Raw genomic sequence first — 7,194 nt, forward strand, 5'->3', positions numbered from 1 at the left:
ACACCAAACCACTGGCTCTTTAAGCCAAAAGATGGCCGAACATTTTTAGATTAGGTGGCCGAAGTATTTTAGAATCACTGGCCGAAGCTTTTTAGAATCGGGGGCCGAAGTTCATTAGCCCATGCAGTTTATGGATACATTTAATGAATCGACCCGCAACTGCCTCATCAAGGGCACTTCTAATCATATCCCGGCTCACCCCCGCCTTTTCTTGGAGTTCGGAATAAGAAAACGAAATTTCGCGTTCGACGGGATTACCGTTTTCATCACACCAACCAAGAGTGCGGCGCAACATGTAGGCGACAAGTCTAACGCAGCCACGGGAAGAGTAGGGGAGAACTACATCGAAAAACTGATTTGGCGTGTAGGTTGTATTTGAAATCGGGGCTGGATAACCTAGAAAGGTTTTGGTAGGAGATTCAGGCAAAATACACTCTTTGTTAATTTCATCAACATCCCCATCAACAGCTTGCGCCAGCGGCTCGAGCTTCACCTAAATTTCTCCTAGAAGTGCATTATCCAATACTTTAAGCCACTTAAACCGCAAAAATATAAAAACCGCAATATAAAAAATTGTCCTCTTCTTGGCCCTGAATAATTTCCAAAATTTGAAATTTAGGTAGGAAATTATCTAACCCGTCTTTTTCTCAACCCGAGACTTCGATAACCAATTGTAATTATTTGACATCCTAAAAAGGATAGCAAACCAATATGGTTATCCAAGCTAAAATCACCAGTCAAAAATCATTTCGCCGCGCGGAAAAACCGCAGCCGAATTAATTATTTTCCATTATTTCCAAAATTTGAAATTTAGGTAGGAAATTAAAACCCCAGCACTTTTGCGCATTATTACCGCAAGTATCCATATTAATATTATCTTTTTCTCTTTTCTTAAGTGAAGACGGGATAGAATTTTTCCATAACCGTATTAACGTTCGATCCCTCTGCGCGAAAAACCGCAAGATCTAGCCCTTCTTTCTCGTGGCGGCCTAAGTCGGGTATTGAAGAATTCATCTTTAACCTTTTTAAGCACATTACTAATGCGCAATTCGATTGACTCACGGTGTGGCTCAACAAGCGCCATGAAGAGAAAATAGTTATCGGGATTTGTCTCGAGGTGCCATTGTCTGCACCAACCATCAAAGGCCAACAAAATTAAGGTTTGGTAAATTTCCTCTTTCGTCTTGTTGCCCTTAATAAAGCATTTAAAAATGGGTAGCAGCCGTCTCTGTGGCTGAAGAGGCCTGTCTACTATTTCGTTAATTATAAAGAGCACGTTGTTATGCATTACAAGGTTTGTAGTTCGATCTGTAAGTTCCATTTTCCTCCAAAAATACTAGCAATCTCGCCAAAAATAGTGTTTTTATCCTAAAAATTCTATGTGAAAATCCCAAATCATAGACGCATTTTCCTCTATCTATGTAGTATCGTGATCGAGGATCATTGTTGATGACAGGCGGAGTATTTACTCACATTGAGTATTTGCTTCCTTGGGTTTGTCATATTGGCTGGGGACAGTGCCAGCCGCCTATCGTGAGCCGGAAAAAGTCGGGTAGGAGTGATGGCGACCGGGTACGGCAACAATGCGTTTATAGCAGTCGCAGCCATCGCCAGGATGATAGGGCCTTTCAGCATTTCCAGACTGCAAAATGCCAGTCCCAGCGTGGCCCGGGACTGGATCAAAGCCGTGTTAGATCAACTATAGCGCGAGAGGAGCTTAATCATCGAAGACAAGGGACGCAGAGCGCGTTGGCGGAAGTCGCAATTGGAGTAGTGGTGCGTGGAATTGAGGGAGTAAGTGCGGTGAACTACCGTAAGTGTCCGGCCCCGCCCATAGTTTCGAAAACTTCAGAAATAGGAGAGAAGTAGCGAAACCGAACTGAAGGAGCAGATTTATATAAAGCCTCACGTTTTCGTATTTGTGTCATTTTATATAAATGGTCAGTTCTTTAACGCTGTACGCTCGTCCAGATTTAATCCTAAGCGAGTTGCTAATATCTTAAATGCCTCGCATATCTTCTGCACTCTTACGGTAATTCCGATACTGAAGTTCTGAGCCAGTAGAAAATTCTTGAAGGTGAGATCGTATCCTTTAGGATCATTCGCCCACAAAATTAGAACTTCACCTAAATCTTTCCCGGCCGCTAAATCTTCCAGTAAATCCAATTCATCGTGAGACATGATTCTCAGCTTTGTGACACGCTCCGCACCGTTGTTAAAATCGCTCAGAGGTTTTTCCATTTCTTGGTATAGCGCTTCCCAGAATAACGGAAACATCGGGAATTCCTCATCAGCAAACACCAAGGGAACAACTGTAGTTATGGTCCAATCGTATCTCGGAACATTCAGAGTTTTTGTAAATTCGCCTTTACGAAGTGAATCAATGGTTGCAGCAATTTGATTGATTGATTTACCTATTCCTGTGTCTCGTATTTGCTCAATTCGCTGCTTTCTCGTGAGCAACGTAGAGTGCTCCTTAGAAACAAAATGTTCGCTCTTAATCTCTATCACCACCACGGAATTCTGAAACAACAACATACAGTCTGCATGATTGGGGTGCGTCTCGTTTGGTATTACAATTAGACGATCTCCGAACTTCCCGTGAAGTGCTGCAAGAATGTAACTTTGAAATACTTGCCCATAAGCACCTCCTACGCGCTTCAACTCATCATCGCCTCTTTTCAACGCTGCCGTAGTGACAATATGCCGAGGTCCATCAAATAGACCTCTACCAACCGCATTGGGACTAAGGACATAAAGTCTTCCTTTAAAGTTCACGATAGGATATCGCGCAAGAGCAATCAGATTGAAGTCACGCGGAAGTCGATCCTTTTCAAAGGTCCTGATTGCTGATCGAATCTGCTCAACTGTACCACAACGACTGTTAACATAAGCTTGAACTATTTCACGCTCTTTGGGATTCATGCACTGTTCTGGTGCTCGCACAGCATGCCAGCCTTCATGAATTTGTTCAGGGTTTTCTCTTTCTTGATGCATCGCAAAGCAGACACCTCCAAGAACAAAATCATCAAATACGCAGCCCGTTTCTGCTATAAATAGCTTCTCGTAATGACTAACCTCTGAAGACTTTTCCATTCTACCAATTTCATAAAACTCAACAGCCCGAGAAAAGGATCTATAGCTAACGGCATCATTGAAGGTAGCGTGATTGTGTGCCCCAATAGCAATCATGTCTTCATTCGCTACGCCTTCATATTCGTGAATAACATCGGTTACAATTAAGAGCGCGTCAGTGAGAACGGAAAAATCCTCTTCTTTTCCAAAAGCCCTTCCTTCTAGCCTCTCAGGTGCATGAAGAAAAGCTAACTCCTGTAGAATGGACACTTGTCGTTCGCCAACAACATAAGCCGACTGCGCGTTCTCTGGGTTATTCTTGCACCATTGTCTTAACGCATCACAACCCCGCGCACTGAATATTCCTGCCACTACACGTCTTTGACATTCCATGTCAGCGAAATTGTCACCAGCAATAGTGGATTGAATTCTGCTGAGAAAATTCAGCCATTGCTCAAGCGGATATTGTTTAATCAGATTGAGTAAATGCTCGTAAGATTTCCGTTCTCCGAACAGGTCAGAGTATCCTAAGATTAATTTTAGCGACTTTCGTATTACATTTTCATGGGACATTTTTTACTGCCCTTTTGCTCTTTTTTGATTCCAATGTCCCTTAACCTGATCTTTAACCAGATCAAATCCTATTAATCTTTCCCTGCCTGATATGAACTTAGAGTTTATTGGATAATTCCTAAGCTTTTTGCGCGACTGCCCCCCGAAACAAGGGTTTTTCCATACCAGCATGTTACGTGCAGGTCTATAGCATTTTTCAGAGAGAACCTTTTCCAAGAAGCCGCGATTGATTTTATATGAATGAGGACGATTCTTGAGTTTAGGTGATCTTAGATATGTAATTTGTTGATCATAGTTTTCTTGCTCAATTTGAATCTGCTCCACTTCGTTAAGTTTTTTCCCACACATGTCCCCATAAAAGAGATTTTTGGTATAGCGCCGCAGATACCAGACGATCCAATCAAGCGCCAACAATTCGGGGGTGTTTCCACCCCAAATACCAAATGCTAGTGGACTATCTAAATAGCGATTGAAGCCATAAACATTCAAATACTCACGAACAAATTTGATATAAGCCGCAGGAACATCCTGAAGAACAAAACCAACTTTTTTGTCTAGTTCCTCAACTAACGCAGCCAAGTCGTGTGAAAACTTGTTAGTGGAACATGAATTGAACAGAAGTATTGACTTGAGATACTTCTCAACGCACTGATGAGCGGAAGTTAAAAATGCACATGGTAGATTGTTTTTATATGCACTTCTGGCCGTTATATAGTCCTCATCAGCAGCATCACGATACCTCTCCGCTTGTTGAGTAAATGCTCGTCTCTGATCATCTCTCTTTGATAGTTGCCCCATGCTCGCTCGATTCCCTTTTGGTGTAAGTATACCCCAAAAGCATCAAACAATGAAGTACGAGGCTAGTAAGCTGTCTTTCTCGTCCCTTCAAGAATTTTCCGAATCTCAGAGTGTGAGAGCTTTACTCCTAATTCTGTCATCACACGCTTGCTGATCTCACGGTACGGCATCCCTTCATCACGTCTTACCTTCATAAACTTCAAGTATCGCTGTCGAAGGTCGTCTTCAATAAACTCGCCATCTGAATTGCTGCCCCGATAGGCGAAAGGTGCTTTTTGCCCTTGATAGCGGTTTTCATCGCGCATAACCGCCTATTGCGCCTTGTCGACGAAGTCTTCTGCCACCTCTCCCCGTTGCTGATCTAGTGTAATTGTATTTTGCCCCAACACCTGTGAATTCGTGGTTCACTGCCGCTAGGTCTTCCATATGCATGCTTCATACTAGTGGCATTCCGTTGATAGCTGATCAGTAGCAAATATCATTTTTGTATGTTAACAGTGAGGTTACGGCAAGCTAAAACAACTGTTGAGAGAGAGAGAGGGGGCTTCTAAGCTTGGAAGGCAGTTCGGCTCATTTCGCATCATAAGACCCAGGAAGCTTTGCAGCTTGATGTTTAAGAGGAGGACAATATAACCCAAACTATGAAGAACAACGTTATCACAAAGCAGGGGACAACAGTTTCACCTATCGTTATTTCGGAAAGCAACTGCCGACCCTTTGTAAAATGGGCAGGTGGAAAGAATCAGTTGCTTCCTGCTCTGCTAGAACGGGTTCCAAAAAACTTTTCCATCTACTTTGAACCCTTTCTGGGTGGGGGGGCTTTATTTTTTGCGTTATGTCCCGAGGAAGCCTGCCTCTCTGATATTAATGAGGATCTTATTAACGCGTATCAAGTGGTTAGGTCCAGGGTAACGTCCTTAATCAAGGATTTACGAAAACATGTTTACGAAAGGGATTACTACTACGAAACTCGGGAAGTTGATAGAGATCCGAATTTCAAAAAGTGGGGAAAAACACGAAAAGCTAGCCGCCTGATCTACCTAAATAAAACCTGCTATAATGGTTTATATCGGGTGAATTCGAAGGGTCAGTTCAACACACCGTTCGGGCGTTACAACAACCCGAAGATACTCGATGAGTCGAATTTGAGAGCTTGCTCGCGTGCTCTAAAGGGAGCGCAGATTTTATTATGCTCTTTTGAGCAGATTCAAAAGGAAATTTCAGCAAGGGATTTTGTCTATTTAGACCCGCCCTATGCTCCGTTAAGCAACACTGCCTATTTTACAAGTTATACCAAGGACGGTTTTGATTCGCAGATGCAGATAAAACTAAGGGATTTCTGTAGACGGCTTGATAAAAAGGGAGCACAGTTCATGGTCTCGAATTCCGCAACTGATTTTATTTTGCGGCTTTACCGAGAATTTAAGATCGAATACGTGGAAGCAACTCGAGCGATTAATTCTAAAGGCCACAAACGTGGTAAGATGTACGAAATTATCGTAACAAACTATTAGGCAAAAGACGTGGTCGTCGAAAGAGAGAAACTTACTCAGGGAGGCAAAGCAAACAGACAAGGAAAAGTTCTCGAACGTACTATAGTGCCAACCTTCGAAAGTTATGGGTTTCAGGTGATTCCATTTAGAGAGTGGTCTCAACATCAAGCCCGGTTTGGAGATGAATTGCTACTCAAGAATGTTCCGTATACAACTATTTATGGGCACCCCGGATATACAGAGTTCTTGCTCAAATCTAGAAGGCATAACCTAGAAATACGAATAGAATGCAAATGGCAGCAATCTGCTGGATCTGTGGACGAAAAGCTTCCTTATTTATATTTAAACTGTTTGGAAGCTATCCCAGAAAAAGAAATAATTATTGTGACTGGTGGAGGTGGAATGAAGAAGGGAGCTATTCCTTGGTTGAAAAGATCTGCAGAGAACAGACTTTATGTCAAAGAAACCTCGAGCTGCAAAGTTATCAAGGTGATGTTATTAGAGGAGTTCTTGTTGTGGGTAAACAATACTTTTTCTTAGCTACATGCGTTACCAAGGGGACATCTCGATCTTTAGGCATGGTTTGAAATTGACTGGCTAAATCTTCGCTCTACGATGCCAAATATGCCATTTCCACGTCGTAAAGTTCGGTCTTTTTCCTCCTAGATCCTACCCGTGATTATCAGGATAATCACGGGTGCGTCATGCGGCCCTGGTTCTCATTTCCTCCCCGACCATCTGTGACTCGGCAAGAACCGCTGAACCTGAAGAATTAGTAATAAGTCGGTACGTCTTTCAAAGAGATATCAAAATACGCAGTTTCTCCATTTACTGATACGGAGAAGCGGAGTGGAAATCTATCTACCAAGAATGTCTTGTAGTAGAGAACGCCTACCATTGGTACCGTGGGTGGCACAACCTGTGGCTTAAATGCGTAATCAGACTCAACGCAATATGAGTTGGAGTCGTCCTTATCAACTATGGGGTTTGTTTCGGGGCTAGCCTCTTTCTTATCACCAAAGATGATATCAGTCATTTTCTTGCCCAAGGCAGCCCCAAGGGCATATCCTAATGTATGTACACCTGGTGCGAGGGATCGATAAAGCTCACTATCAAAGTCACGCTTAGTGCGCATTCTAGCGACTTCGGCCCCCGATTCTAAAATACTTCGGCCAGTGATTCTAAAATACTTCGGCCACCTAAAGTGTGTTTATAATCTCTAGCAAAGTTGGTCAATAGTCTTGTCGGAGCGTAA

General features: G+C 42.8%; 8 protein-coding genes. 3 read left to right on the forward strand and 5 right to left on the reverse strand.

What is annotated here, in order from left to right:
- Positions 1-91: 91 nt before the first annotated feature.
- Positions 92-493 carry a hypothetical protein gene (locus IT291_09695; GenBank protein MCC6221498.1) on the reverse strand — a complete coding sequence of 134 codons (402 nt, stop codon included), beginning with the start codon at positions 491-493 and terminating at the stop codon, positions 92-94.
- 956 nt (positions 494-1,449) lie between these two features.
- Between IT291_09695 and IT291_09700 the strand changes: the two genes are divergently transcribed.
- Entirely contained in the window at positions 1,450-1,869 is a 420-nt protein-coding gene (locus tag IT291_09700) for a hypothetical protein (GenBank protein MCC6221499.1), read from the forward strand.
- A 72-nt stretch (positions 1,870-1,941) separates the two neighbouring features.
- Here IT291_09700 and IT291_09705 read toward each other — a convergent pair whose 3' ends face one another.
- The 3 genes from IT291_09705 to IT291_09715 all read right to left on the reverse strand — a co-directional run bounded on the left by IT291_09705 (position 1,942) and on the right by IT291_09715 (position 4,751).
- On the reverse strand, positions 1,942-3,468 hold the full coding sequence (locus tag IT291_09705) for a hypothetical protein (GenBank protein ID MCC6221500.1): 1,527 nt from the start codon (positions 3,466-3,468) through the stop codon (positions 1,942-1,944).
- Positions 3,469-3,651: 183 nt separating this feature from the next.
- Positions 3,652-4,446 carry a HEPN domain-containing protein gene (locus IT291_09710; GenBank protein MCC6221501.1) on the reverse strand — a complete coding sequence of 265 codons (795 nt, stop codon included), beginning with the start codon at positions 4,444-4,446 and terminating at the stop codon, positions 3,652-3,654.
- A gap of 62 nt (positions 4,447-4,508) precedes the next feature.
- Positions 4,509-4,751 (reverse strand): hypothetical protein, encoded by a 243-nt coding sequence (locus IT291_09715; protein MCC6221502.1) that lies wholly within the window; start codon positions 4,749-4,751, stop codon positions 4,509-4,511.
- 336 nt (positions 4,752-5,087) lie between these two features.
- On the opposite strand from IT291_09715, the gene IT291_09720 reads away from it, so the two are divergent.
- Both IT291_09720 and IT291_09725 read left to right on the forward strand, forming a co-directional pair.
- Positions 5,088-5,960, forward strand: a complete 873-nt coding sequence (locus tag IT291_09720) for a DNA adenine methylase (protein MCC6221503.1) — start codon at positions 5,088-5,090, stop codon at positions 5,958-5,960.
- A gap of 9 nt (positions 5,961-5,969) precedes the next feature.
- Positions 5,970-6,479: a 4-diphosphocytidyl-2C-methyl-D-erythritol kinase gene (locus tag IT291_09725; protein ID MCC6221504.1), complete on the forward strand. Its 510-nt coding sequence runs from the start codon at positions 5,970-5,972 to the stop codon at positions 6,477-6,479.
- Between the two features lie 232 nt (positions 6,480-6,711).
- Here the strand turns inward: IT291_09725 and IT291_09730 are convergent, their stop codons facing one another.
- On the reverse strand, positions 6,712-7,074 hold the full coding sequence (locus IT291_09730) for a hypothetical protein (GenBank protein MCC6221505.1): 363 nt from the start codon (positions 7,072-7,074) through the stop codon (positions 6,712-6,714).
- Positions 7,075-7,194 lie beyond the last annotated feature (120 nt).

The sequence above is a fragment of the Deltaproteobacteria bacterium genome, from assembly GCA_020845775.1.
Taxonomy (GTDB): domain Bacteria; phylum Bdellovibrionota_C; class UBA2361; order SZUA-149; family JADLFC01; genus JADLFC01.